At 64.6% G+C, this 22775-nt stretch carries 23 protein-coding genes; 7 read left to right on the forward strand and 16 right to left on the reverse strand.

Translation table 11 applies throughout. From position 1 onward, the window contains the following. Positions 1 to 113: 113 nt before the first annotated feature. The 3 genes from ahcY to IY145_RS09445 all read right to left on the reverse strand — a co-directional run bounded on the left by ahcY (position 114) and on the right by IY145_RS09445 (position 2847). A complete protein-coding gene (gene ahcY, locus IY145_RS09435) occupies positions 114 to 1520 on the reverse strand; it encodes an adenosylhomocysteinase (RefSeq protein WP_196407977.1) in 1407 nt (468 codons plus the stop codon). A 149-nt stretch (positions 1521 to 1669) separates the two neighbouring features. After that, on the reverse strand, positions 1670 to 2221 hold the full coding sequence (locus tag IY145_RS09440) for a hypothetical protein (protein ID WP_196407978.1): 552 nt from the start codon (positions 2219 to 2221) through the stop codon (positions 1670 to 1672). A 194-nt stretch (positions 2222 to 2415) separates the two neighbouring features. After that, positions 2416 to 2847, reverse strand: coding sequence for a four-helix bundle copper-binding protein (locus tag IY145_RS09445; protein ID WP_196407979.1), 432 nt, complete (start codon positions 2845 to 2847; stop codon positions 2416 to 2418). Between the two features lie 184 nt (positions 2848 to 3031). Here IY145_RS09445 and IY145_RS09450 point away from each other — a divergent pair, with 184 nt between their 5' ends. Further along, on the forward strand, positions 3032 to 3748 hold the full coding sequence (locus tag IY145_RS09450; protein ID WP_196407980.1) for an MgtC/SapB family protein: 717 nt from the start codon (positions 3032 to 3034) through the stop codon (positions 3746 to 3748). A 147-nt stretch (positions 3749 to 3895) separates the two neighbouring features. Here the strand turns inward: IY145_RS09450 and IY145_RS09455 are convergent, their stop codons facing one another. The 8 genes from IY145_RS09455 to hemE form a co-directional block, all read right to left on the reverse strand. Next, positions 3896 to 4771 carry a ParB/RepB/Spo0J family partition protein gene (locus IY145_RS09455; RefSeq protein ID WP_196407981.1) on the reverse strand — a complete coding sequence of 292 codons (876 nt, stop codon included), beginning with the start codon at positions 4769 to 4771 and terminating at the stop codon, positions 3896 to 3898. 63 nt (positions 4772 to 4834) lie between these two features. Continuing rightward, complete coding sequence (locus IY145_RS09460) at positions 4835 to 5653, reverse strand: ParA family protein (RefSeq protein ID WP_196407982.1); 819 nt, start codon at positions 5651 to 5653, stop codon at positions 4835 to 4837. A 1-nt stretch (position 5654) separates the two neighbouring features. Beyond that, complete coding sequence (gene rsmG, locus IY145_RS09465; protein WP_246721913.1) at positions 5655 to 6317, reverse strand: 16S rRNA (guanine(527)-N(7))-methyltransferase RsmG; 663 nt, start codon at positions 6315 to 6317, stop codon at positions 5655 to 5657. Then, positions 6314 to 8161, reverse strand: coding sequence for a tRNA uridine-5-carboxymethylaminomethyl(34) synthesis enzyme MnmG (gene mnmG / locus IY145_RS09470; RefSeq protein ID WP_196407983.1), 1848 nt, complete (start codon positions 8159 to 8161; stop codon positions 6314 to 6316). Before mnmG ends, rsmG begins: the two co-directional genes overlap by 4 nt. A 34-nt stretch (positions 8162 to 8195) precedes the next feature. Further along, positions 8196 to 9497, reverse strand: coding sequence for a tRNA uridine-5-carboxymethylaminomethyl(34) synthesis GTPase MnmE (gene mnmE, locus IY145_RS09475; RefSeq protein WP_196407984.1), 1302 nt, complete (start codon positions 9495 to 9497; stop codon positions 8196 to 8198). 320 nt (positions 9498 to 9817) lie between these two features. After that, positions 9818 to 11086 carry a transcription termination factor Rho gene (rho, locus tag IY145_RS09480; protein WP_018267347.1) on the reverse strand — a complete coding sequence of 423 codons (1269 nt, stop codon included), beginning with the start codon at positions 11084 to 11086 and terminating at the stop codon, positions 9818 to 9820. A gap of 225 nt (positions 11087 to 11311) precedes the next feature. Then, the gene (gene hemJ, locus IY145_RS09485) at positions 11312 to 11731 is read right to left on the reverse strand and encodes a protoporphyrinogen oxidase HemJ (RefSeq protein WP_196407985.1); all 420 of its coding nucleotides are present in this window, start codon (positions 11729 to 11731) and stop codon (positions 11312 to 11314) included. 3 nt (positions 11732 to 11734) lie between these two features. Further along, positions 11735 to 12772 carry a uroporphyrinogen decarboxylase gene (gene hemE, locus IY145_RS09490; protein WP_196407986.1) on the reverse strand — a complete coding sequence of 346 codons (1038 nt, stop codon included), beginning with the start codon at positions 12770 to 12772 and terminating at the stop codon, positions 11735 to 11737. Between the two features lie 480 nt (positions 12773 to 13252). On the opposite strand from hemE, the gene IY145_RS09495 reads away from it, so the two are divergent. From IY145_RS09495 to dnaQ, 3 genes are read left to right on the forward strand one after another with little or no spacing between them, the layout of a single operon-like run. After that, positions 13253 to 13891: a Maf family protein gene (locus IY145_RS09495; protein WP_409455323.1), complete on the forward strand. Its 639-nt coding sequence runs from the start codon at positions 13253 to 13255 to the stop codon at positions 13889 to 13891. After that, positions 13888 to 14508, forward strand: a complete 621-nt coding sequence (gene coaE, locus IY145_RS09500; protein ID WP_196407987.1) for a dephospho-CoA kinase — start codon at positions 13888 to 13890, stop codon at positions 14506 to 14508. Before IY145_RS09495 ends, coaE begins: the two co-directional genes overlap by 4 nt. A 27-nt stretch (positions 14509 to 14535) precedes the next feature. Next, positions 14536 to 15276: a DNA polymerase III subunit epsilon gene (dnaQ, locus tag IY145_RS09505; protein ID WP_196407988.1), complete on the forward strand. Its 741-nt coding sequence runs from the start codon at positions 14536 to 14538 to the stop codon at positions 15274 to 15276. An 18-nt stretch (positions 15277 to 15294) separates the two neighbouring features. Here the strand turns inward: dnaQ and secB are convergent, their stop codons facing one another. Further along, a complete protein-coding gene (gene secB, locus IY145_RS09510; RefSeq protein ID WP_196407989.1) occupies positions 15295 to 15777 on the reverse strand; it encodes a protein-export chaperone SecB in 483 nt (160 codons plus the stop codon). Positions 15778 to 15894: 117 nt separating this feature from the next. Next, positions 15895 to 16362: an FxsA family protein gene (locus tag IY145_RS09515; protein ID WP_196407990.1), complete on the reverse strand. Its 468-nt coding sequence runs from the start codon at positions 16360 to 16362 to the stop codon at positions 15895 to 15897. Positions 16363 to 16543: 181 nt separating this feature from the next. Between IY145_RS09515 and IY145_RS09520 the strand changes: the two genes are divergently transcribed. The 3 genes from IY145_RS09520 to IY145_RS09530 are packed head-to-tail and all read left to right on the forward strand — an operon-like array spanning position 16544 to position 18928. Next, complete coding sequence (locus IY145_RS09520; protein ID WP_196407991.1) at positions 16544 to 17242, forward strand: Tim44/TimA family putative adaptor protein; 699 nt, start codon at positions 16544 to 16546, stop codon at positions 17240 to 17242. Positions 17243 to 17253: 11 nt separating this feature from the next. After that, the gene (locus IY145_RS09525; protein ID WP_196407992.1) at positions 17254 to 18369 is read left to right on the forward strand and encodes an MltA domain-containing protein; all 1116 of its coding nucleotides are present in this window, start codon (positions 17254 to 17256) and stop codon (positions 18367 to 18369) included. Continuing rightward, complete coding sequence (locus IY145_RS09530) at positions 18362 to 18928, forward strand: Smr/MutS family protein (protein ID WP_196407993.1); 567 nt, start codon at positions 18362 to 18364, stop codon at positions 18926 to 18928. Before IY145_RS09525 ends, IY145_RS09530 begins: the two co-directional genes overlap by 8 nt. A gap of 26 nt (positions 18929 to 18954) precedes the next feature. Here the strand turns inward: IY145_RS09530 and IY145_RS09535 are convergent, their stop codons facing one another. From IY145_RS09535 to purQ, 3 genes are all read right to left on the reverse strand, one after another. Next, positions 18955 to 20346 carry a heme biosynthesis protein HemY gene (locus tag IY145_RS09535; RefSeq protein WP_196407994.1) on the reverse strand — a complete coding sequence of 464 codons (1392 nt, stop codon included), beginning with the start codon at positions 20344 to 20346 and terminating at the stop codon, positions 18955 to 18957. 103 nt (positions 20347 to 20449) lie between these two features. Then, positions 20450 to 21952 (reverse strand): COG4223 family protein, encoded by a 1503-nt coding sequence (locus tag IY145_RS09540; RefSeq protein WP_196407995.1) that lies wholly within the window; start codon positions 21950 to 21952, stop codon positions 20450 to 20452. Between the two features lie 135 nt (positions 21953 to 22087). Continuing rightward, a complete protein-coding gene (gene purQ / locus IY145_RS09545; RefSeq protein WP_196407996.1) occupies positions 22088 to 22774 on the reverse strand; it encodes a phosphoribosylformylglycinamidine synthase subunit PurQ in 687 nt (228 codons plus the stop codon). Position 22775 lies beyond the last annotated feature (1 nt).

Here is a 22775-nt window from a genome sequence, read left to right on the forward strand (position 1 = left end):
GGATCGTGACCGCGAGATTGGCGCCTAAGCATTTCGCCGAACTGGCGTCACGAAAAAAAAGACGGCGGAGCGAGAGAATCGCTCCGCCGTCTCGCTCTCGCACTCGAGAGAGATCAGTAGCGGTAGTGGTCCGGCTTGAACGGGCCGCTCTGCGGCAAGTTCAGATAGGCGGCCTGCTGCTCGGTCATCTTGGTGAGCTTCACGCCGATCTTGTCGAGATGCAGCGCCGCGACCTTTTCGTCGAGATGCTTGGGCAGCGTATAGACGCCCACCGGATATTGGCCCTGCTTGGTCCACAGCTCGATCTGCGCCAGCGTCTGGTTGGTGAAGGACGCGGACATCACGAAGGACGGATGGCCGGTCGCGCAGCCGAGATTCACCAGGCGGCCTTCGGCGAGCAGAATGATGCGCTTGCCGTCGGCGAACTCGACCTCGTCGACCTGCGGCTTCACATTGTGCCATTTGAGATTGCGCAGGCCGGAGACCTGGATCTCGCTGTCGAAATGGCCGATGTTGCAGACGATGGCGCGGTCCTTCATGGCGCGCATGTGCTCGGTCGTGATGACGTCGACATTGCCGGTCGCGGTGCAGAAGATGTCGGCGCGCGAGGCCGCATCTTCCATCGTCGTGACCTCATAGCCTTCCATCGCCGCCTGCAGCGCGCAGATCGGATCGATCTCGGTGACGAGCACGCGGCAACCGGCGTTGCGAAGCGAAGCGGCCGAGCCCTTGCCCACATCGCCATAGCCCGCGATGCAAGCGACCTTGCCCGCCATCATCACATCGGTGGCGCGGCGGATGCCGTCGACAAGCGACTCGCGGCAGCCGTAGAGATTGTCGAACTTCGACTTGGTGACCGAATCATTGACGTTGATCGCCGGCCAGAGCAGCTTGCCTTCCTTGTGCATGACGTAGAGACGATGCACGCCGGTGGTCGTCTCCTCGGTCACGCCCTTGATGGCCACAGCGTTGCGCGTGTAGAAGCCCGGATTGGCCTTCAGGCGCTTCTTGATCGCGGCGAAGAGGACTTCCTCTTCCTCATTGGTCGCCTTGTCGAGAAAGGCGGTGTCGCCATTCTCGGCACGCAGGCCGAGATGGATGAGCAACGTCGCGTCGCCGCCATCGTCGAGGATCATGTTCGGCGTGCCGCCGTCGCCCCATTCGAAGATGCGATGGGTGTAGTCCCAATAATCCTCGAGGCTCTCGCCCTTGATGGCGAAGACCGGCGTGCCGGCGGCGGCGATGGCCGCAGCGGCGTGGTCCTGCGTCGAATAAATATTGCAGGACGCCCAGCGGACATCCGCGCCGAGCGCCTTCAGCGTCTCGATCAGCACGGCGGTCTGAATGGTCATATGCAGCGAGCCGGCGACGCGCGCGCCCTTCAGCGGCTGCGACGGGCCAAATTCGGCGCGGGTCGCCATCAGACCGGGCATTTCGGTCTCGGCGATGTTGAGCTCCTTGCGGCCCCAATCGGCGAGGCCGATGTCGGCGACGACATAATCGTTGAAATGGGTGGTCATGACGCTCCCTTCAGGCGTTGTCTCGCCTTAGGTGAGGCGAGCGCGACGGGCCTGGCCGCCTATAGCAAGGCGGCGGAGCAGATGCAATAAAGATATAAACAAGTCTTTATGTCATTCCCTGTCGGGCCTTCGGCCTCTCGGCCGAGGGCTCAGGCCGGCTTGCGCTCGCGCAGGAAGACGAAAGCGCCGAGAGCAGCGATCACGGCCACGATCAGCAGGATCAGCAAGGTCGATTCCTCGAGCCAGGCGATCGCCGGAACGGCGAGGCCCAGCAGCAGGCCGACGAGCGACACGCGCCAAGCCTCGGCGTGAATGCCCGCGGTGAAGGAGCCGAGCGCCAGCACGGTGAGCACGGTGAGCGCGCTGCTGTCGGAATTCATCATCTGCTTCACATCGCCGATGAAGATGAGGCACATTGCGGCGAGCACCGCGCCCCAGTGGAGAATCTGCGTCCGCACGAGGCGCCATTTCTCCTCGGCGTTCTCCGCCTCCGCCCAGCCGCCTATAATGCTGATGAGCCCGAAGATCGGGGCGAGCACGATCCAATAGGTCGTCATACCCTGGCGCGTGACGCTCGTATAAGCGACGCCGAAGAGCGCCAGCAGAAGCATGGCGAAATAGGGCCATTGCCGCAGAAAAAATGACGCCAAGCCGCGTGGATGGGCCTCAGGCGAAAGAATTTGCGACGCTCGCTCGGTCACTTTGCAGGCTCCGTTTCGATCATGTCGCTCGCGACACACGGGAGGATGGCCGGCAGCTCCACGAGAAAAATCTCTCGGGATCTCAAATTCCGCGCCGTCGGCCGCCGCGGCGCGCAATAATCAATATAATGGTCGTATCGCCGCAGACGAGACGCGCCGAAGCGCGTCCCGCAAATTGGTCTAGGCCCTTCCCCTCAGGCCGCGACCTTCTGGCAATCGTCGGCGCAGGCCTTGCAGGCGTCGCCGCAAGCCTTGCATTCCGCGATATTCGGGAACTTGTCGCATTCCTTCTTGCAGGCGAGGCAGGCCTCGGCCACCGCCTTGGCGAAAGCCGGCGTGAGGCTCGAGCTCGTCCCCGACAGCGACGCCAGAGCCTTGCAGGCCGCGACGACGTCGAAGGTGGACTTGGTGCAGGCGCCCATGCTGGCGTCGTTGGCGGCGAGCATCTCGAAGCAGTGACGCAGGCATTCCTCGCCCGCGGCGACGCATTTGGTGGTCGACTCGAACAGCGCCTTATATTTGGCGCCGCCGTGATGATGAGCATGCTCTTCGGCCGCCAAAGTCCCCGTGGCGGCGGTTGCGGCGGCCAATGCGCCCATAGCAGTTACAAATTGCCGACGTTCCATGAATCTCCCCCTGAGTTTAGGAACAACAACATGCTCAGATTTAAGCTAATACGAGGAAGATTCAATCGTGGCGTGAGTTGATCGAGTAAAAATCGTCGCGAAGCTCGGCGACTGTGCCCGACGGGAGACAATGATTCGCCGGGTGATATAACGCCCCCGTCGGACAAGAGCACGGATGCGGACAATGGCGGCAATAGCGAACTTCAACGCGCCGGAATTTCTCAATTCACTGATTTCCTTGCTCGTAGCGCTGCTGCTCGGCACGCTGATCGGCGCCGAGCGGCAATATCGCCAACGCACTGCAGGGCTGCGCACCAATGCGCTGGTGGCGCTGGGCGCGGCGGCTTTCGTCGATCTCGGCTTGCGTCTCAACGGCAATATCGGCGCGACGCAAGTGCTCGCCTATATCGCCTCCGGCGTCGGCTTTCTCGGCGCCGGCGTCATCATAAAGGACGGAGCCAATATCTCCGGCCTCAACACCGCCGCGACGATCTGGTGCTCGGCGGTCACCGGAGCCTTCGCCGGAGCCGATCGCGCCGCTGAGGCGATATTGATGGCGATCTTCACACTCGCCGGCAATATGCTGCTGCGTCCGCTGGTCCATCTCATCGAACGCGCGCCGATCGACGAGCGCTCCACGGAAGCGATCTACCGCCTGCATGTCACCGTCTCGCAGACGCGGCGCGACGCCTTGCGCGATCTGATGGTCGAGAAGCTCGAGGCCGCCGATTATCCGGTGCGCGAGATCGAGGAGTTGGAGCGCGGCGAAGGCGAGGTGGAGCTCGTCGCCATTTTGACCTCGACCAGCGTCGATCCCAACGAGCTCGACGCCGTCGCCGCCGATCTCGAGAAGATCGCGGGCGTCGAACATGCGAGCTGGACCGCGCAGACGAGCGAGTGAAGTACGCGAATTCCTAAATCTGAAAGAAAGGGCGCGCCTTCTCCCGCCTGCGGGAGAAGAAATTGCGCGTCGTGATTCTCGGCTGACGTTGAGGCAATCTACGAAACGATAAGACAGAAGCCGTATGAGCGCCGGCTTACTCCCCACTCACCCCGTCAGCCGACGGCACAGCCCGTCGAGCTGTTCCAGCGTCGCATAGCGGATGCGCAATTCGCCGCTCTCGCCACTATGGTGGATCGACACATAGAGGCCCAGCGCGTCGGTCAGCAATTTTTCCATCGCCACCGTATCCGCGTCTTTCTCGACACGCGGCTTGCGCGACTTCGTTTCCAGCTTGGCGCTGGAATCCTCCTGCGCGAGCCGCTCGACGTCGCGCACGGTGAGACCCTCCTCGACGACGCGACGCGCCACCGAATCGGGATTGTCGAGGGCGAGCAGCGCACGCGCATGGCCGGCCGAGATCGCGCCTTCCGTCACCAAGCGGCGGCTCGCCTCGGGCAGGTTGAGGAGACGCAGCGTATTGGCCACATGCGAGCGGCTCTTGCCGATGATCTTGGCGAGATCGGATTGGGAATAGCCGAACTCCTTGCCGAGCCGCTCATAGCCGCGCGCCTCCTCGATCGCATTGAGATCGGCGCGCTGGACATTCTCGATGATGGCGAGCTCGAGCGCCTCACGATCATCCGCCTCATGCACGATGATCGGAACATCGGCGAGATTGGCGAGCTGGGCGGCGCGCCAGCGGCGCTCTCCGGCAATGATCTCATAAGCGTCGGCGACGCCCGGCACGGTGCGGACCACGATCGGCTGGATGATGCCCTTCTCGCGGATGGAGGCAGCGAGATCGGCGAGATCCTCCTCATTGAAGGCGACGCGCGGATTGCGCGGATTGGGCCGCAGAAACTCGATCGGCGCCTTACGCTGGCCGCGCGCGCGCTCCACCGCCGGCGCTTCCTCGCCTGCGTCCCCGATCAGAGCCGCGAGCCCTCGCCCCAATCTCCTGCGCGTCGCTTCTTCGGCCATTTCGAGAGAAATCCTTCAATCCGTTAACCCGAGATTGCCTATTGCGAGCGACGAAACCGCAGCTCAGGCGGCCCGCAGCTGCTTCTCGCGCTGGATAACCTCCGTCGCGAGCTTGAGATAGGCCTGGCTGCCGCTGCATTTGAGATCATAGAGCAGCACGGGCTTGCCATGCGACGGCGCTTCCGACACGCGCACATTGCGCGGAATCACCGTCTCATAGACCTTGTCGCCCATGAAGCGTCGCACATCGGCGACGACCTGGGTCGCCAGATTATTGCGCGGATCGAACATGGTCAGCACAATGCCATGGATCGAGAGCCGCGGATTGAGCGATCGCTTCACCTGCTCCACCGTCGACAACAGCTGCGACAGACCCTCGAGCGCGAAGAACTCGCATTGCAGCGGCACCAGCACCGAATCGGCGCAAGCGAGCGCATTGATCGTCAGGAGATTGAGCGACGGCGGGCAGTCGATCAGAATATAGCTGAAGGCAAGGGAGTGATCGTGGCGCTCCGCTGCGATCATCTCGGCGACGGCCCGCTTCAGGCGAAATGCGCGCTCCTTGTCACTGGCGATCTCGAGTTCGACGCCCAGCAGATCCAGCGTCGAAGGCGCGATCGAGAGCCGCGGCACCGCGGTGGCGACGATCGCCTCGGCGAGGCTGCTCTCGGCGAGCAGCACGTCATAGGTCGAAATCCGGCGGGCCTTGCGGTCGACGCCGAGCCCGGTCGAGGCGTTGCCCTGCGGATCGAGATCGATGACGAGGACCGACTCGCCCACGGCGGCGAGTGCAGTGCCGAGATTGATGGCGGTCGTCGTCTTGCCGACGCCGCCCTTTTGATTTGCGAGGACGAGAATGCGCGGATGAGTAACGTCGGTCACGTCAAGCTCCAAAATCCCGCGCAAGGGCGATAATGCGGCCGGACGAATGGGTTCGGCTCTGCAATGTCCAGATCTGGAAGCTATCCGCGGCGCTCGAGCCGGTCAATTCGGTTGCCCAGTCTTCGCCCTTTAAAAACACGCCTTTGACGTTTTTCAACAGAAGTTCGCGTGACCAGTCGATCAATTGCGGCATCGGCGCCAGCGCACGGGCGGTGACGCCGGTCACCGGATCGGCAATGTTCGGGAGCTCGTTTTCGATTCGGCCGATGTGAATTTCGGCCGCCGCGCCTGTTTCACGTGAAACAGCGCGCAGGAACGCCGCTTTGCGCTGATCGCTCTCGATGAGATGAACCTTGGCGTTCGCATGGCCCTTCAGGCAGATCGCCAAAACCATGCCGGGAAAGCCGGCCCCCGAGCCGAGATCGATCCAATGTTCGATACCGGGGAAAAACTCGCGGATCTGCGCCGAATCGGCAAAATGGCGCGTCCATAATTCGTCCAACGTGCTTTCGGCGACGAGATTGATGGACTTCTGCCATTTGCGCAGCAGCGCTTCATAGATTTCGAACTCGCGCAAATAGGGCCGCAGCGCCGGCGCCAACTGCAGCGCGTTTTCACGATCGCAGCCGCGATCCTTCGCCTTGCCGACCATTTTTCCGCTCATCCCCGTCGCGCCCGCGCCGCCAGAAGCGTGAGCGCAGCCGGGGTGACGCCTTCGATGCGCTGAGCCTGGCCGAGCGTGCGTGGACGCAGGACCGACAGTTTTGCGCATAGCTCCGCCGAGAGCCCGCCGATCTCGGCATAGTCGAGCGTCGAGGGCAAAGCGAGCTGCTCATCCCTGCGATAGGATTCGATATCGGCGCTCTGCCGGTCCAGATAGACCGCGTAACGAGCATCGGTTTCGACGCGCGCCGCTGTCTCGGAGTCGATCGCGCCGAGTTCCGGCCAGATCGACGCGAGCCGCGGCAGATCGATCCCGGGAAAGGACAATAAGGCATAAGCGCTACGCCTCTGCCCATCCTGATTGATCGGCAGACCGACGCGCGCAGCAGCAGCCGAGGTCAAAGACAATTGCTGAAGCAGCGCGCGGGCCTGCGCGAGCCGATCCATTCGCTCGCGATGAATAAGCTCACGCTCGCGTCCGATACAGCCCACGCCCAGCCCTTTGCCTGTCAAACGCTCATCGGCATTGTCCGAGCGCAGCGACAGGCGATATTCGGCGCGCGAGGTGAACATGCGATAGGGCTCGCTGACGCCGCGGGTGACGAGATCATCGATCATCACACCGAGATAGGCCTCGGCGCGATCGAAGACGACAGCGCTCTTTCCCGCCGCGCGCGCCGCCGCATTGAGGCCCGCGACCAACCCCTGCGCGGCGGCCTCTTCATAGCCCGTCGTCCCATTGAGCTGACCGGCGAAGAAAAGTCCTGGGACGCGCTTCGTCTCCAATGTCGCGTCGAGCTCGCGCGGATCGACGAAATCATATTCGATCGCATAGCCTGGCCGCAGTATCCGCGCCGTCGCGAGTCCCTCGATCTTCTGAATGAACGCCTGCTGGACCTGTTCCGGCAACGAGGTGGAGACCCCGTTCGGATAGACAGTGTCGTCGTCGAGGCCTTCCGGCTCGAGGAAAATCTGATGGGCGTCGCGATCGCCGAAGCGCGTGACCTTATCCTCGATCGAGGGGCAATAGCGTGGGCCGGGCCCCGAAATGGCGCCGCTGCGCATCGGCGAATGCTGGAGATTGTCGAGAATGACTCGATGCGCCGCGGCGTTGGTGCGGGTGATGTGGCAGACGATCTGCGGATTGACGATGGCCTTGGTGAGATAGGAGAAGGGCTCCGGCGTCTCATCGCCCTTCTGTTCCTCGAGACGCCCCCAGTCGATCGTGCGTCCATCGAGGCGTGGCGGCGTGCCGGTTTTGAGGCGTCGCGTCGCAAAGCCGATTTTTCGCAAATCTTCCGCCAAGCCGATCGAGGGACGCTCGCCCATGCGCCCGGCGGAGAGCTGCGTCGCGCCGATATGAATAACGCCGTTCAGGAAGGTGCCTGTCGTCACCACGACAGCGCCCGCGGCGAGGGTCACGCCATCGAGACTGACACCGGCCACGCGGCCCTGCTGGATCGCCAACCCTTCGACCGAACCTTCTATGACGTCGAGCCCCGGCGTCGCCGCTATGGCCGCCTGCATCGCCGCGCGATAGAGCTTGCGGTCGGCTTGAGCGCGCGGGCCCCGCACCGCCGGACCTTTCGAACGATTGAGCAGGCGAAATTGGATTCCGGCGGCGTCGGCGACCCGGCCCATGAGCCCATCGAGAGCGTCGATCTCGCGGACGAGCTGGCCTTTGCCCAGCCCGCCGATCGCCGGATTGCAGGACATGGCGCCGATCGTGGCGTGAGCGTGGGTGACGAGCGCCGTGCGCGCGCCGAGACGAGCGGCGGCGGCCGCGGCCTCGCAGCCGGCATGTCCGCCCCCGATCACAATCACGTCATAGGCGGCCGAGCTCACCTCTCAAGCCCTCGCGTCTGTTTCACGTGAAACTTTATTTCCCGATGCAAAACTGCGAGAAAATCGCATCCAGCACATCCTCGACATCGACCGCCCCGACGATTCGGCCGAGCGCCCGGCCCGCGATGCGAAGATCGTCTGCAACGAATTCGAGCGGCTTACCCGAATCGAGACACGCCTCGATCGCGTCTTTCGCCTCCTGGACAAGCCGCCTATGCCGTTCGCGCGTGAGAAGCGCAGTCGAACCATCGCCCAAACGCCGCTTCGCGCGATCCGCCATTTCCTCCAGAAGTCGTTCTATTCCAAACCCTGTTCGAGCGGAAATTGCAAGATCATCTGATGTGCAATTCAGCAAATCGGCCTTGGTCGCGACGCGAATGAATTCGACGTCTTCGATCGGCTCTCGCGGCGACTCGACGCCTCCTTCCGACAGCCAGACGAGAAGATCCGCCTCACCGATCCGCGCCCGCGTCCGCGCGACGCCGATCCGTTCGATTTCATCCGTCGCCTCCCGCAAACCTGCCGTATCGACAAGCGTGACCGGCATGCCCCCGAGGTCGAGATGAACCTCGATCATATCCCGCGTCGTTCCCGGAACCGGGGAGACGATCGCCACCTCCCGCTGCGCCAGCGCATTGAGCAACGTCGATTTGCCGGAGTTCGGCGCCCCGAGCAGCAGAACGACATAGCCGTCGCGGAGCCGCTCGGTCCGATCGCCCGTCTTCAGCACCGCCGCCATTTCCTCGCCGAGGGGCTCCAGCAATGGCCGAAGCGCCGTCGCCGGCTCGAACACGTCGCCCTCATCGGAAAAATCCAGCTCGGCCTCGACCAGGGCCAGCGCGCGGATCAGTCTTTCTCGCCAGCTCTCCACGCGCTTGCGCAAGGCTCCGCCCAGCGCCCTGATCGCCTGCCGACGCTGAAACTCTGTCTCCGCCTCGATCAAATCTGCGAGGCCTTCGACCTGCGACAAATCCATCTTGCCATTGGCCAGGCTTCGCCGTGCGAACTCCCCCGGTTGCGCCTCTCGCAGGCCTGGAAAATCACCCAGAACCCGCAAAACTGCGTGCGTCACCGCGCGGCCGCCATGAATCTGCAATTCGGCGTAATCCTCGCCTGTCGGCGAGTTCGGCTGTGGGAAATAGAGCACGAGCCCGCGGTCGATCGTCTCGCCGTCGCGCGGGTCCGCGAGGCGCGCATAATGCGCAAATCGGGGCTCTGGAACACGTCCCGCCAGCCGCGCCAACACTGCGCCGACCATCGGGCCCGACAGCCGAATCACCGCGACCGCCGCGCGCCCGGCGCCGGTGGCCGAGGCAAAGATCGTTTCGCTCGACATGGTCAGACTGTCATCCGCCGCATGATCGGACCGCTCTACTCGAATTTCCGGCCCTGAGAAAGAAACTTATCCCAACGCCTTTCAGACCGATGAACAATCATCCGGCCAGTGCATATTCGAGTGGCGTTTGCGGTGACACAAGCAATTTCGGCTCGAGCGAGGCCCAAAAAACGACTTTAATTGTTATGTAGTACGGATTGTTTTTAGCTTCGAGGCTTTTGCGCGCCAGCCGATGACGATCGATCGGCTGGCGATAGCAAATGCCCTCGAACGCGCTCTCCCCGCGAATTCACATCGCCGGCGCGTCCGAGGGCGCCGCCTCAGGTGTTCATCGAATCGAAGAAGCTGGCGTTGCCCTTGGGCGTCTCGCGCAATTTGCCGAGCAGGAACTCGATCGCGTCCACCGTGCCCATCGGATTGAGGATACGACGCAGCACATACATCTTCTTGAGAATGTCCGAGGGCACCAGCAGCTCTTCCTTGCGGGTGCCGGAGCGGGTGATGTCGATCGCCGGGAAGACGCGCTTGTCGGAGACTTTGCGGTCGAGAATGATCTCCGAATTGCCCGTGCCCTTGAACTCCTCGAAGATCACTTCGTCCATGCGTGAGCCGGTGTCGATCAGCGCCGTGGCGATGATGGTCAGCGAGCCGCCCTCTTCGATATTGCGCGCCGCGCCGAAAAAGCGCTTGGGACGTTGCAGAGCATTGGCGTCGACGCCGCCGGTCAGCACCTTGCCGGAGGACGGAACCACAGTGTTGTAGGCGCGGCCGAGACGAGTGATCGAATCGAGCAGAATCACCACGTCGCGACGATGCTCGACCAGGCGCTTGGCCTTCTCGATGACCATCTCCGCGACCTGAACGTGACGCACGGCCGGCTCGTCGAAAGTCGAGGACACGACCTCGCCCTTCACAGAGCGCTGCATGTCGGTCACTTCCTCCGGGCGCTCGTCGATGAGCAACACGATCAGATAACATTCCGGATGATTGGTGGTGATCGACTGCGCGATATTCTGCAGCAGCACGGTCTTGCCGGTGCGCGGCGGCGCGACGACCAGAGCGCGCTGACCCTTGCCGATCGGCGCGACGAGATCGATCACGCGAGCGGAGAGATCCTTGCGCGTCGGATCGTCGATTTCGAGCTTCAGCCGCTCATCTGGATAGAGCGGCGTCAAATTGTCGAAGGGAACCTTGTGCCGCACCTTCTCAGGGTCTTCGAAATTGATCGAATTGACCTTGAGCAGCGCGAAATAGCGCTCGCCCTCCTTGGGGCTGCGGATCATGCCCTCGACAGTGTCGCCGGTGCGCAGGCCGAAGCGGCGAATCTGCGAAGGAGACACGTAAATATCGTCCGGGCCGGCGAGATAATTGGCGTCCGGCGAACGCAGGAAGCCGAAGCCGTCCTGCAGCACCTCCACGACGCCTTCGCCGACGATCTCGACGTCGCGACCGGCGAATTGTTTCAGTATGGCGAAGAGCAGTTCCTGACGGCGCATCAGCGACGCGCCCTCGACCTCATGCTCCTCCGCGAAGGCGAGAAGCTCGGCGGCCGACTTGGACTTCAGGTCCTGAAGCTTGATTTCCCCCATTTGGGACAATCCTCGACGATATTCGGAAAACTTGGGCTAGGGCGGGATGGGCAGAAGGATGCGGGAGCCGATGCCCCGATGAGCCGGTCTTGGATCCGGCTGTCGTTTGAAACGACGATCTGCCTGAGGTGAGCGATAGAGCAATTAATCCCTTTCGGGCGGAAACGCAAGCCATCCGCCCGAAGCTCGTGACAATTCGGTGAATCTTCAGAAAAAACCCTGAAGTCAGAACGGCTTGACGATCACCAGCACGACGATGCCGATCATCAGCAGCGTCGGAACTTCATTGACGAATCGGAAGAATTTCGCCGGCCGGCGATTCTCGTCCCGCTCGAAAGCCTTTTGCGTGACGCCGAAATAGAAGTGAACGCCGGTCAGAAGGACGACCAGCGCCAATTTGGCATGCAGCCATCCCGCGCCGTGAAAGGAGCCGAAATAGATCAGCGCCAGACCAGCGAGCCAAGCGACAATCATCATCGGCGCCATGATGTAGAGCGCCAGCCGGCGCTCCATCTTCTTGAACAATGCGGAGGGCGCACCCTGCCCCACTTCCGTATGATAGACGAAGAGCCGCGGCAGATAGAGCAGCCCTGCCATCCAGCCGATCACCGCGATCACATGCAAAGCTTTGATCCAGAGATACATGACTCAATTTCCTGTTCTGCGAACGCGCCCGATCAATTGCGCGACATGCTCGAGCGGAGTCTCCGGCAAGACGCCATGACCCAGATTGAAAATATGCGGACGCCCCGCGAAACAATGCAAGATCGCGTCGATCTCTCGATCGAGCGCCGCGCCGCCTGCGAGCAGAGCGAGCGGATCGAGATTTCCCTGCAGCGCCGTCCCTGCGGGAATTTCCTTCACCGCCCAGACAGGATCGATCGCCGTGTCGAGCCCGAGCGCGTCGGCTCCCAGCCTTTCGGCGAGACCCGGCAGATGCGTCGCGCCGCCGCGCACGAAAGCGATGATCGGAACGCCCGGCCGCGCGGTCTTCACCGCCCCGATGATCTTTTTCAGCGGCGCGACGACCCAGCGCTCGAATTCCAGAGGCGGAAGCACGCCCGCCCAGCTGTCGAAAATCTGCAGCGTCTCGACGCCGGCGTCGATCTGCCGAATGAGATAGACGATCGAGGCGTCGGCCAGAATGTCGATGAGCCGCGCGAAGGCCTCCGGCCGCCGAAAAGCAAAGAGCCGCGCCGGCGCCTGATCCGGCGTGCCGCGGCCGGCGATCATATAGCTCGCCACGGTCCAGGGCGCGCCGCAGAAGCCGATGAAGGCGACCGATTTCGGCAGCTCGCCCTTCACCCGGTCGATCGTCTCGAACACCGGCGAAAGCTTCTCGATGTCGAAACTCTCCGCCAAAGCCGCTATGTCGCTGTCGCTCTCGACCGGGACGAGCCGCGGGCCGGACCCGGATTCGAACCAGACCTTCTGCCCGAGCGCATCCGGCACGACGAGAATATCGCTGAACAAAATCGCCGCGTCGAAACCGAAGCGCTCGATCGGCTGCAGAGTGATCCGCGCCGCGGTCTGCGGATTGTAGCAGGTGTCGAGAAAACTCCCGGCCTTGGCGCGAAGCTCCTGATATTCTGGAAGATAACGGCCTGCTTGCCGCATCAGCCAGATCGGCGGAACGACTCGAGCTTCGCCGTTGAGAACGGCGAGGAGCGGCTTACGATCACCCATTGCGCTTCGGCTCCGGCAAGGTCAGGAAACAGGACGAGCTGGACATAGGACGTAGGGGACGCCGTTCGCTCTTCCCGGCATTGGAGCTAGCCCAAAACGACACAAAAAGAAAAGTTAATCTTTAAGAGATTTTTTTGATTTTGTTAGGGGTTTCTTAACGGAGGTTAATTTCCGTCAACCTTTTGTCCACACCTTACGTACCACGAACATGGCTGTATAGAGATTCCAGGCCTCTCTGTGGACAGGACGGTAAATGAAGTATTAACAATGCGATCTGCGCATGTTCCCACACCCTTCGTGGTTGATGGCGAAGAATCGCGTCTTTCATGGTCTGGCTCCCCCTTTTCCCCACCCGCTCTTACGCCTGTTGATCGCCGAGCAACGTTATGCGCAGCTGTCCACATGGCCCCGTCCGACGGCGTTCTTTTTCCCCACTATGCCCACGACCGCGCCCGGCCCTGTGGGTAACGAAGCGAGGAGATTTCGGTGTCGTTCGATCGTTCTCGCGCCTTCTGGCTCCATCCCGAGCCGCTGATTCTCGCCTCCAAGAGCAAAGGCCGCCGCGCCGCGCTCGAGCAGACCGGCGCGCCCTTTCTCGTCCATCCGGTCGAAATCGACGAACGCGCGGTCGAAGCCGAGGTCGTCGCGGCTGGCGGCGACGCCGACGCCGTCGCGGCGCGTTTGGCGCGAGACAAGGCGACGCTCGTTTCTCTCACGCGGCCGGGCGCTCTCGTTCTCGGCGCCGATCAAGTCGCGAGCTGTGAGAGACGCCGCTTCGGCAAGCCTCCGACCGTCGCCGCCGCTCGCGAGCAGCTGCGCTTTCTCGCCGGCCGCACCCATCGCCTGCATTCCGCGATCGCGATCGCGCGCGACGGCGCTCTTATTTTCGAGACCGTCGCCCATGCCGATCTGACGATGCGCGCTTTCTCCGACGATTTCCTGGCTCGCTACCTCGAGAGTGTCGCAGAGGAGGCGACGACCAGCGCTGGCGCCTATCAGATAGAGGGGCTAGGCGTTCATCTCTTTGAGCGCATCCTCGGCGATCACTGGACCATCATCGGCCTGCCGCTGCTGCCGCTGCTCGATGCGTTACGTCGAGAAGGAGCGCTCCGGTCATGAGCGTCGACACGCCGGCGCGCCCTCTCGTCATCGGGCTCACCGGCTCGATCGGCATGGGCAAATCGACGACGGCCGATCTCTTCCGCGCCGAGGGCGTCCCGGTCTATGATTCCGACCGCGCCGTGCATGAGATTTATCGCGGCCCCGCGGCGGCGCGTATAGAAGAGATGTTTCCCGGAACCACCGTGGACGGTGTCGTCGATCGCGCCCGCCTCGCCGCTCGCGTGCTCGGCGATCCGGAGGCTTTGCGCCGTCTCGAGGCTTTGGTGCATCCGCTCGTCGCCGCCGGTCGCGACGAATTCCTAGAGGCGAGCCGTCTCGCCGGCGAGCGCGTCGTCGTCTTCGACATTCCTCTCCTCTTCGAGATCGGCGCGGAAAAAGATGTCGACGCCGTCGTCGTCGTCTCCGCGCCGCCGGAGATACAGCGGGCGCGCGTGCTGGCGCGTCCCGGGATGACGGATGAGAAATTCGCGGCCATCCTCGCCAAGCAGACGCCGGACGCCGAAAAACGAGCCCAGGCCGATTTCGTGGTGCATAGCGACCGCGGGCTGGATTCCGCTCGGCAGGAAGTTCGGTTAATTCTCGAGACGCTGGCGCAGGGAAAAGCCGTGCGCTGATTTTTCGAGACTGAGGGGTCGCCCACGATGCGTGAGATCGTCTTCGACACGGAGACGACCGGCTTGGATCCGACCAAGGGCCATCGCATCGTCGAGATCGGCGCGGTCGAGATATCCAATCTGATCCCGACCGGCCGCACCTTCCATTTCTACCTCGATCCAGAACGCGACATGCCGGAAGAAGCATTTCGCGTGCATGGCCTCTCCTCGGCCTTTCTCACGGGCCAAAAGAAATTCCGTGAGATCGCCGCGAGTTTCCTCGAATTCGTCGCCGACGCGGCTCTCGTCGCGCACAACGCCGAATTCGACATGCGCTTCGTCAATTTCGAGCTCGGCCTGCTCGGGATCGCGCCTATTCCGTTCGATCGCGTCGTCGACACTCTGACGATGGCGCGTCGCCGTCATCCGGGCGCCTCCAACACGCTGGACGCGCTCTGCCAGCGTTACGGCGTCGATCTGACGAAGCGCGACAAGCATGGCGCTCTGCTCGATGCGGGTCTTCTCGCGGAAGTCTATGCGGAGCTGATGGGCGGTCGCCAATCCGCGCTCACCCTGCAGGCGGACGCAGTCACGCTCGATGAAGCCGGCGGCGGCGAATTATTGCGCAGCCGACCGCAAAAGCTCACGCCGCTCCTCACAGAGGATGAGAGAGCCGCGCATGAGGCTTTCGTCGCCGGGCTCGGAAAGGAGCCGCAATGGCTTCGCTATTTCGCGCAGCCGGACGAGGCTGAGGTCCGAGTCGCCGAGGTTATGGAGAGGCGAGCCTGACGGCTCGCCTTCCGCATTTCAATTGGCGTTGGCCGGGGTCTGCTGCTCGGCCTGAGCGGCGCGCTGCTGATAGAGCGCGAAAAAGTCGATCGGATCGACATAGAGGGGCGGAAAGCCGCCGTTGCGCGTGCCGTCGGCGACGACCTGGCGCAGAAAGGGAAACAACAGGCGCGGGCATTCGATCATCACTAGCGGATGGATCTGCTCGGCGGGAATGTTCACGAGGCGGAACACGCCGCCGTAATCGACCTCGAGCTTGAACAGCACTTCGCCGCCCTCGGTCGCCGAGGCTTCGAGCGTCACCGAGACCTCGAAGTCGTTGGGCGAGAGCTGCTTGGCGTTCACATTGACCTGAATGCCGATCTCCGGCGGATTCTCGCGCGGCTGCAGGGAGCGCGGCGCGTTCGGATTCTCGAAGGACAGATCCTTCACATATTGTACGAGCACATTGAGCGCCGGGGCGCCGGTCGGGCCGGAGCCGTTTCCATTCGTATCGGTCATCGTCGAACTCCCAGCCGATGTCGGCTCCCGACAGGCGCAATGGGATAATGACGCCTGTCACGGCGCCCGCCTATCACGTCCCCTCGCGGGCCACAACGGGGTTTGACGCCAGTCGGATCAAACGGCTTTGACAGGAGGCGCGCGGCGCGCGCGCACGCGGCGCTTTGGGCCCTCGTCGACGATCGCCTTCCATTCGCCGGGCGAAAGATCGATCGTCTGCGGACCCCGCCGCTCCGTCGCGCCGCGGATGCGGTCGGCGACGCGGGCGCGGATCGACGGCGACTTCAGCGCGAGGCCGACGAGATCGGAGGCGAAGCCGGGCAGGATGAGCAGCAGCGAGCCGACCGCCTCCAGTCCGCCATCCATCAGAGCGACGCCGGATTTCGTCTCCGCGCGCGGCTGGCCGATCCGGCCGCGCAGATAGACGAACAGACGCTTGACGTCGGCGAGCCCCAGCAATGTCGTGCCGACGCCGAGCGCGACGGCCGCCAGCACGCCGAGGAATTGCACGACGAGCACGAAAGCGATGATCTCGACGAAGAGCCAGCCTGTCAGCACATAAGCGGCGAGTTTCGACTTGTTCACGTCGTAGCGCCCTCCATCCCTCGTCGCGAGCCTCGAAGTCTGTCGTTTCACCTCCCCGGACGGGGAGGGGGAGACGCCGTTCCGGCGTCGATCCGATCGCCTCGCCCCGGCGAGGGGGTTGATTCGTGACATCTGGGACGCGACATGATACCGGACAATCCCTGCGACTGGGAGACGCCCTTTGTCGGGATCCGATTTCGACCCCACCATCTTGGTCTTTGCCGCTCTGGCGGCTTTCGTCGTCTGGAAATTGTGGTCGGTGCTCGGCGTGCGCGTCGATCGCGAAGGCCCGGCCTCGGATAGCGCGCCTGGTTCCGCGCGGCGGATCGGCCCGGCGCCTGCGGCGCAGGGCTCCGCTTTCGCGCCCTCGCCCGCCGCTGGGGCGCTCGACGCCGATCGCTGGAAAGGCGTCGCCGAATCGGGCAGCAATGGCTGGCGCGGGCTGGACCAGATCGCCGCCGCCGATCGCAGCTTCTCCGGCCCGGCCTTCGTCGAGGGCGCCAAGAAAGCCTATGAGATGGTCGTCCAGGCCTTCGCCAAAGGTGATCGCGAAACGTTGAGCAATCTCCTCTCGCGGGAAGTGTTCGACAGTTTCGCGGGCGAGATCGCGGCGCGCGAGCGACGTGGCGAGACCGCCGAAGCCCATGTCGTCTCCATCGATTCGGCGACGGTGGAGGACGCCAAAGTCGAGCTCCGCAAGGCGCAGATCACCCTTCGTTTCGTCGTCAAGCTCCAATCCGTCCGCCGCGATAGCGCCGGCGCCGCGATCGAGGGCGATCCCGATCGCCCGCTCGAGATCGTCGATTTGTGGACATTCGCGCGCGATGTTTCGGCGCGTGATCCGAATTGGAAGCTCGTGGCGACCGAAACGGTCCATTAGGCGGACCTTGCGTGGCGGCGTCCATCGATCTCGAGCCGGTCGGTTTCGATACGATCGACGCCTTGTTCCGGGATGATCTTCGCGAGCCCTTCCGGGTGTTTCGGCGCTCGGCCGGGATCATCCTCTCCAAAGCCTCGCCCCTGCGATCGGCGTTGCCGGCGGACGAAGCTTTGGCGCGCGTTTGCCGCAGCGCTCTCGCGCGGGACGAGGCGACGCTCTCGAGCGATGCGGCGCTCGACTTTTTCGCCTCGCATTTTCGGCCGTTTCGCCTGCGCGCCCCGGGATTCGTCACCGCTTATTACGAGCCGGTCGTCGAAGCGCGCGAGGCGCCCGACGCCGAGTTCCGCACCCCCGTTCCGGCGCGCCCAGCCGATCTCGTCACTTTGAACGACGCTCCGATTCTCGGCGAGGCGGGCGAGACGCTCACCTCGGCGCGGCGTCGGCCGGACGGCGGGCTCGAGCCCTATCCGGACCGCCGCGCATTGGAGGACGGCCCGCGGGAGACGAGGCCCGCGCCGATCGCTTTTCTGCGCGACAGGGTCGAGCTGTTTTTGATCCAGGTGCAAGGCTCGGCGCGATTGCGTTTTCCCGATGGGCGCGAGTTGCCGCTCACTTACGACGGCCGCAACGGCCGGCCCTACACTTCGATCGGTCGTCTGCTCATCGAGCGCGGGCTCGTGCCGCAGGGAGACATGTCGCTCGATCGGCTGAAAGCCGAAATCAGAGCTCTCGGCCAGGAGGACGGCGCGCCGGGCGCCCGGCTGATGCAGGAGAACCGCTCCTTCGTGTTCTTCCGCGCCGATTCCTCGCCCGAGCGCCGCGATGGCCCGATCGGCGGCGAGGGCTGCGCATTGACGCCGCTGCGCTCCATCGCCGTCGACCGTTCGCTGTGGAGCTACGGCCTGCCATTCTGGATCGCCGGAACGCTGCCCTGGCGCAGCGCGAGCGCAGAGCGATTCGAGCGGCTGATGATCGGGCAGGACACGGGCTCGGCGATTCTGGGGCCCGCCCGCGCCGATCTCTTCTTCGGCGCGGGGGATCGGGCCGGAGCGCTCGCCGGCCTCGTCCGTCACGCCGCCGAATTCACCGTTCTGCTGCCGCGGGAAGCGAGTGGCGGAGATGAGTGATCCGCCGCGCGAATCGCGCCGCTCGCGTTTTCTGTCTCGCGAAGAGATCGAGCTCTGGAACAAGGTGACCGCCGATGTGCGGCCGTCGCGCGGCCGTCGCCGCCGATCGCCGGACGAGCAGCCCGTCGATAGTCCGGAGTCGAAGAAGGGCGCCGCGGCGCCGGCTGCGCCGACCCCGCCGCCGGCCGAGAAGAAGTCGCGTCCCCGTCCCGCCCCGCCGCCGGCGGAGATCGATCACCGCACGCGCACGAAATTGCGTCGCGGCCGGCTCGAGGTGGAGGCGAGGCTCGATCTGCACGGGTTGCGCCAGTCGGAGGCGCAGACGGCGCTCTATGATTTTCTACGCCGCGCCCAGGCGGGCGGCGCGCGCATGGCGATCGTGGTGACGGGCAAGGGCGTTCGCAGCGAGGAGGGCGGCGTGCTGCGTCGGCTCGCGCCGATGTGGCTGAGCTCGCCGGCGATGCGCGATCTCGTCGTCGGTTTCGGCGAGGCGGCGCGCAATCACGGCGGCGAAGGCGCGCTCTATGTCCAGATCAGGCGCCCGCGCGGGGTCAAATAGACGCGCGAAAGCCCCGCGCGAGACCGTCAGGCCGTCGCGCCTTCTTCCTCGATCTTGGCTTCCAGCAGTCGCTCGGGCCGCGTCAGAAAGGCCGCGGGAATATCGGCGCGCGCGTCCTCGGTCGGGCCGCGCACAGGCTCGGGCGGAGTCGCCCAGACGAAGGCGTCGAGCTTGCCGGTGATCGGCGAGGCCGGCGCCCAGCGCTTGGAGATGACGCCATCGGCGATCCAGGCCGGATCGCGCGGCGCGCGGGAGCCGCGGGCCAGCCATTCGCGCACCGGCCCGCTCGGGCCGTTCTCGGCGTCCTCGAGCTCGGCCATCAACAGGCAGACCTGGGCGGTCGGCGTCTTGCCCTCGGCGACGAGCGGGGCCAGCGCCTTGCGCGCCGCGCCGAAATCGCGCGCCGCCAACGCCACGCGGGCGACGAGGATTCCCGATTCCGGCGCATGGGATGCGGTGGAGGCGAATTTCCTCACGCGGGCCAGACGCTCGGCGTTGGATTCGCTCGGCGCGGTCTCGAGAAACGCCTCCGCTATATCGGGATGCGGGTGCTCGGCATAGGCTTTTTCCAAGAGCTTCAACGCCTTGGCGCTGTCGCCATGGCGGGCGAGCAGCCGCCCGATCAGCGCGACGGCCGGAACCAGATCGGGCGCGCGCTTGGCCGCCTGACGGGCGAGATGCAGCGCTTCGCTCGGATGCTCGGCCTGCTTCTCCAGCGCCATAGCGGTTTCGACCACCGCGCGCAGGCGCTGCGCGGTCGGCAGATCGATGGCCTTGGCTTTCAGATTGGCTTCGACGGCGACGCGCGCCTCTTCCCAATTGGCCTGCGCGCCATGATGCTCGAGCAGCGCGTCGCCGGCCCAGGGCAGCGGCGTCAGCTGATGCGCCTGATCGGCGAAATGATGCGCGGCCTCGTCGTCCTTGCGGCGCTTGGCCTCTATGTGCAGGCCGCGCAGGCCGAGCAGCCGCGTCTCCGAGAGCTGCGTCATTTCGTGAAAGGCGGTCTCGGCGCCGACGCGATCGCCCTCGAGCTGGGCGACCTGCGCGCGCAGCAGATAGGTCAGCGGCTCCTTGTCGAGATTTTTGACCGCCTCCTTGGCCGCCCTTTTGGCCTCGGTGAGATGGCCGGCGCCGGCGGCGACAATTCCGCGCGAGAGCGCCTGAAAACCCTTTTCGCGGCGCTTGGCGCGGGAACTCTGCTTCAAGCGCGCGGGCGCCTGGAAGAAATAGGCGATGATGGCCCAGGCGACGATGATCGCGGCGATCGTCGCGATCAGCGCTGCGGCGCCGACGACGAGCGACGTCTCTATGTGGTAGCCGCCCCAGTCGAGCGTGATCGAACCCGGCTGCTCGATGAGCCAGTGGAGACCGATGGACACGGCGGCCAGCGCCGCGATGAAAATGAGCAGCAGAATCATGGGTCGTAGATCCTCGCCTCGGCTCTAAGCACGGCTGCCTAGAATTTTTTGTTTCAGCTGGATTGTCATCGGAAAACCGCTTCCGCTCGTTCCGAAGCTCCGCTCAGTTCTTGGTTTTTGCGAGCGCGTCCAGCGCGCCCGAGAGAATGGACGCCGCCGCTTTCTCGGCCGCCACGCGGCGGCGGGCGGCCTCTTCCCACTCGCGTGCGACGGCTTTGGCGTCGTCGGGAAATTCCGCGAATGCGGCGAGGGCCGCTTCGATCTCGCCGCGATCGAGCGCCGCCTCCAATTTGGCGGCGGTGTCGCCGATCGTGGCTTTTTCTTTTTCGGTGGCGGTGCGGACCTTCACCAGCTTGGAGGCGCCTTGCAGCAGGCGGTCGGCCAGAGGGGCGTCCGGTTTCAGCTCCGCCGAAGCTTCGAGCTTGCGAATCAGCGGGTGGAAGGAGGCGCGCAGCGCGCGAGCGTCGGGCGCGCCCTTCTCGGCCGAAGGGGCGAGCGCGGACAGCGCCTCCGAGTCGGCGCCATGGGCCGACAGCACGGCGTATTCGGAGGCGAAGGGCGTCCCCCGGTCCAGCGCCCGCTGCAATGAATGCGCGACCACCACTATCGTCGCCGGATCGGGCCCTTTGGGCGCCTCCTCCGGCGCGGCCTGTGGCGCGACGATTTGGGGAGCCGGGACCGGCTCGGCCTCGCGCGCGACGCGGCTCTCGTTCTTGGAGGTCTCGAGCTTCTCGCGCAGTTCGTCGAGCCGCTCGGCGAGCCAGTCGATGCGGCCTTCGAGCCCGCTGACATTGTCCTCGACGTCCTGCACCTTTTGGTCCGGCGCTTTCTGATCCGGCGCCTTTTGATCTTGGACCTTGGGCGCCGCGCGAGTGGCCTCGCCGCTGATGCGGGCCTCCTCGGCCAGCGCCAGGGCCGAGCGCGCGATTCGCTCCAATTCGTCCACGCGGCGCGCCAGCGCCTCGGTCTGCTCGCTGGAGGACGCCGAGGCGGCTTTCGTCTCGGTCTCGGGCTTCGTCTCCGTCACGGGCTTGGCGGGCGGCTCGGGAGCGGCGACCGGGGCAGGGACGGGCGCAGGCGTCGCGGGCGATGACCAGGTGGTGACGCGCTCGCCGTTCGCGCGGGGCGGCGGAGCCGGCTCCGCGGGCTTCGCCTCGATAGGCGCCGGCTTGGGCGGGGCGGTCGTCTCGATCGCGCCGAGATCGATCGGCGCCGGGGCTTTCGCGGTCTCGGCGGGTTTTGCCGCCTTGCCGGTCCATTTCACGACGTTTTCGCGCAGCGCCGAGACGAGCTTCTCCGGTCGGGCGAAGGCTTCGTCGACCACAGTGGCGAAAGCGGCGAGCTTCTCGTGCTTGTCACGGAAGCGATAGGCGGCGATCGCTCCCGCTGTCGCGAGCAGGCCGAGCGTCGCCGCGAATAAAGTGAAGCGGTGCCAGTTCTTGCGGGGCGGCTTTGGCGCAGGCGCGCTGCCGGGCGCGGAATTTGCTTGCGGCTCGACACGCTCGGATTCGACCGGATGATCGACGCTCGTCGTCGTCCAGACGTCGCCGGCCGCTGTTTCCGAGGCCTCGTGGTTATCCGCGGGGTCTTTGTCGTGCTGCGCCATGTGCTGGGGGCTCCTCGCCGCAGCCCCTTATAGCCGAGGCGGCCATTCCGCGAAACATCCGCCGTTTCGTTCCAGCCTCGGCGGGTCGGGAAATTCCCGCCCGCTCGGGCGATCGTCGCGCGAGCGCGCCGCGGCTCACGCGGCGGCGAGGCTCTCGAACAGGCCGCGGCCGTCGATTCCGCCGACCAGCGGATCGATGAGATTTTCCGGATGCGGCATCAGGCCGAGCACATTGCGGCGCTCGGAATAGATTCCGGCGATGTCGTTGCGCGAGCCGTTGGGATTGGCGTCGCCGCCGATGCGGCCGAGCGAATCGCAATAGCGAAAGGCGACCCGCCCCTCGCCCTCGAGCCGTGCGATCGTCTCCTCATCGGCCTCGTAATTGCCCTCGCCATGGGCGATGGCGACTTTGATCGTCTGGCCCTGCCGATATTGCTTGGTGAAGGCGGTGTCGGCGCGCTCGACGCGCAAATGCTGCATGCGGCAGACGAAGCGCAGATTGGCGTTGCGCATCAGCACGCCCGGCAGCAGGCCGCCCTCGCACAAAATCTGAAAGCCGTTGCAGACGCCGAGCGTCAGCCCGCCGCGCGCGGCGTGGGCGCGCACGGCGTCCATGATCGCGGCGCGCCCGGCGATGGCCCCGCAGCGCAGATAATCGCCATAGGAGAAGCCGCCCGGCAGCACGACGAGATCCGTGCCCGTCGGCAGCTCGGTCTGCGAATGCCAGACGAGGTCCGGCTCGCGGCCGGTCGCTTGGGCGAGCGCGCGCGCCATATCGCCTTCGCGATTGGAGCCGGGAAAGACGATGACGGCGGCTTTCATG

This window comes from Methylosinus sp. H3A, assembly GCF_015709455.1.
Classification (GTDB): Bacteria; Pseudomonadota; Alphaproteobacteria; order Rhizobiales; family Beijerinckiaceae; genus Methylosinus.

Excerpts from the sequence above, each read along its gene's own strand:
- ahcY (WP_196407977.1), bottom strand. The coding sequence starts at position 1,520 with ATGACCACCCATTTCAACGATTATGTCGTCGCCGACATCGGCCTCGCC.
- IY145_RS09445 (WP_196407979.1), bottom strand. The coding sequence starts at position 2,847 with ATGGAACGTCGGCAATTTGTAACTGCTATGGGCGCATTGGCCGCCGCA.
- IY145_RS09450 (WP_196407980.1), top strand. The coding sequence starts at position 3,032 with ATGGCGGCAATAGCGAACTTCAACGCGCCGGAATTTCTCAATTCACTG.
- IY145_RS09455 (WP_196407981.1), bottom strand. The coding sequence starts at position 4,771 with ATGGCCGAAGAAGCGACGCGCAGGAGATTGGGGCGAGGGCTCGCGGCT.
- rsmG (WP_246721913.1), bottom strand. The coding sequence starts at position 6,317 with ATGAGCGGAAAAATGGTCGGCAAGGCGAAGGATCGCGGCTGCGATCGT.
- mnmE (WP_196407984.1), bottom strand. The coding sequence starts at position 9,497 with ATGTCGAGCGAAACGATCTTTGCCTCGGCCACCGGCGCCGGGCGCGCG.
- rho (WP_018267347.1), bottom strand. The coding sequence starts at position 11,086 with ATGGGGGAAATCAAGCTTCAGGACCTGAAGTCCAAGTCGGCCGCCGAG.
- hemJ (WP_196407985.1), bottom strand. The coding sequence starts at position 11,731 with ATGTATCTCTGGATCAAAGCTTTGCATGTGATCGCGGTGATCGGCTGG.
- hemE (WP_196407986.1), bottom strand. The coding sequence starts at position 12,772 with ATGGGTGATCGTAAGCCGCTCCTCGCCGTTCTCAACGGCGAAGCTCGA.
- coaE (WP_196407987.1), top strand. The coding sequence starts at position 13,888 with ATGAGCGTCGACACGCCGGCGCGCCCTCTCGTCATCGGGCTCACCGGC.
- dnaQ (WP_196407988.1), top strand. The coding sequence starts at position 14,536 with ATGCGTGAGATCGTCTTCGACACGGAGACGACCGGCTTGGATCCGACC.
- secB (WP_196407989.1), bottom strand. The coding sequence starts at position 15,777 with ATGACCGATACGAATGGAAACGGCTCCGGCCCGACCGGCGCCCCGGCG.
- IY145_RS09530 (WP_196407993.1), top strand. The coding sequence starts at position 18,362 with ATGAGTGATCCGCCGCGCGAATCGCGCCGCTCGCGTTTTCTGTCTCGC.
- IY145_RS09535 (WP_196407994.1), bottom strand. The coding sequence starts at position 20,346 with ATGATTCTGCTGCTCATTTTCATCGCGGCGCTGGCCGCCGTGTCCATC.
- IY145_RS09540 (WP_196407995.1), bottom strand. The coding sequence starts at position 21,952 with ATGGCGCAGCACGACAAAGACCCCGCGGATAACCACGAGGCCTCGGAA.
- purQ (WP_196407996.1), bottom strand. The coding sequence starts at position 22,774 with ATGAAAGCCGCCGTCATCGTCTTTCCCGGCTCCAATCGCGAAGGCGAT.